The sequence below is a fragment of the Streptomyces naganishii JCM 4654 genome (genome assembly GCF_014650575.1).
In the GTDB taxonomy this organism is placed as follows: domain Bacteria; phylum Actinomycetota; class Actinomycetes; order Streptomycetales; family Streptomycetaceae; genus Streptomyces; species Streptomyces naganishii.
This window is the reverse complement of sequence record NZ_BMVF01000070.1, coordinates 1-584: the sequence shown is the minus strand read 5'-3', so window position 1 is coordinate 584 and position 584 is coordinate 1. Positions and strand designations below refer to the sequence as shown.

Here is a 584-nt window from a genome sequence, read left to right as displayed (position 1 = left end):
CGCCGGTGTCGGTGCAGTCGATGACGACGACGCGTACGTCGGATGTCGGCGCGACGTTGCAGCAGATCGCGGAGTTGACCGCGTCGGGGTGTCAGATCGTGCGGGTGGCGTGTCCGACGCAGGACGACGCGGACGCGCTGGCGACGATCGCCCGCAAGTCGCAGATCCCGGTGATCGCGGACATCCATTTCCAGCCGAAGTACGTGTTCGCGGCGATCGAGGCGGGCTGTGCGGCGGTGCGGGTGAACCCGGGCAACATCAAGAAGTTCGACGACCAGGTCAAGGAGATCGCCCGGGCGGCGAAGGACCATGGCACGCCGGTGCGGATCGGGGTGAACGCCGGGTCGCTGGACAGGCGGCTGCTGCAGAAGTACGGCAGGGCCACGCCGGAGGCGCTGGTGGAGTCGGCGCTGTGGGAGGCGTCGCTGTTCGAGGAGCACGACTTCCGGGACATCAAGATCTCGGTCAAGCACAACGATCCGGTGGTGATGGTCGAGGCCTACCGGCAGCTTGCCGAGCGGTGCGAGTATCCGCTGCACCTGGGGGTCACGGAGGCGGGTCCGGCGTTCCAGGGGACGATCAAG

The 584-nt window shown here is 67.6% G+C and carries 1 protein-coding gene; it reads left to right on the top strand.

Translation table 11 applies throughout. From position 1 onward, the window contains the following. Positions 1–584 (top strand): flavodoxin-dependent (E)-4-hydroxy-3-methylbut-2-enyl-diphosphate synthase (locus tag IE217_RS34390; RefSeq protein ID WP_190181883.1); only part of this gene is annotated, 584 nt, incomplete at both ends.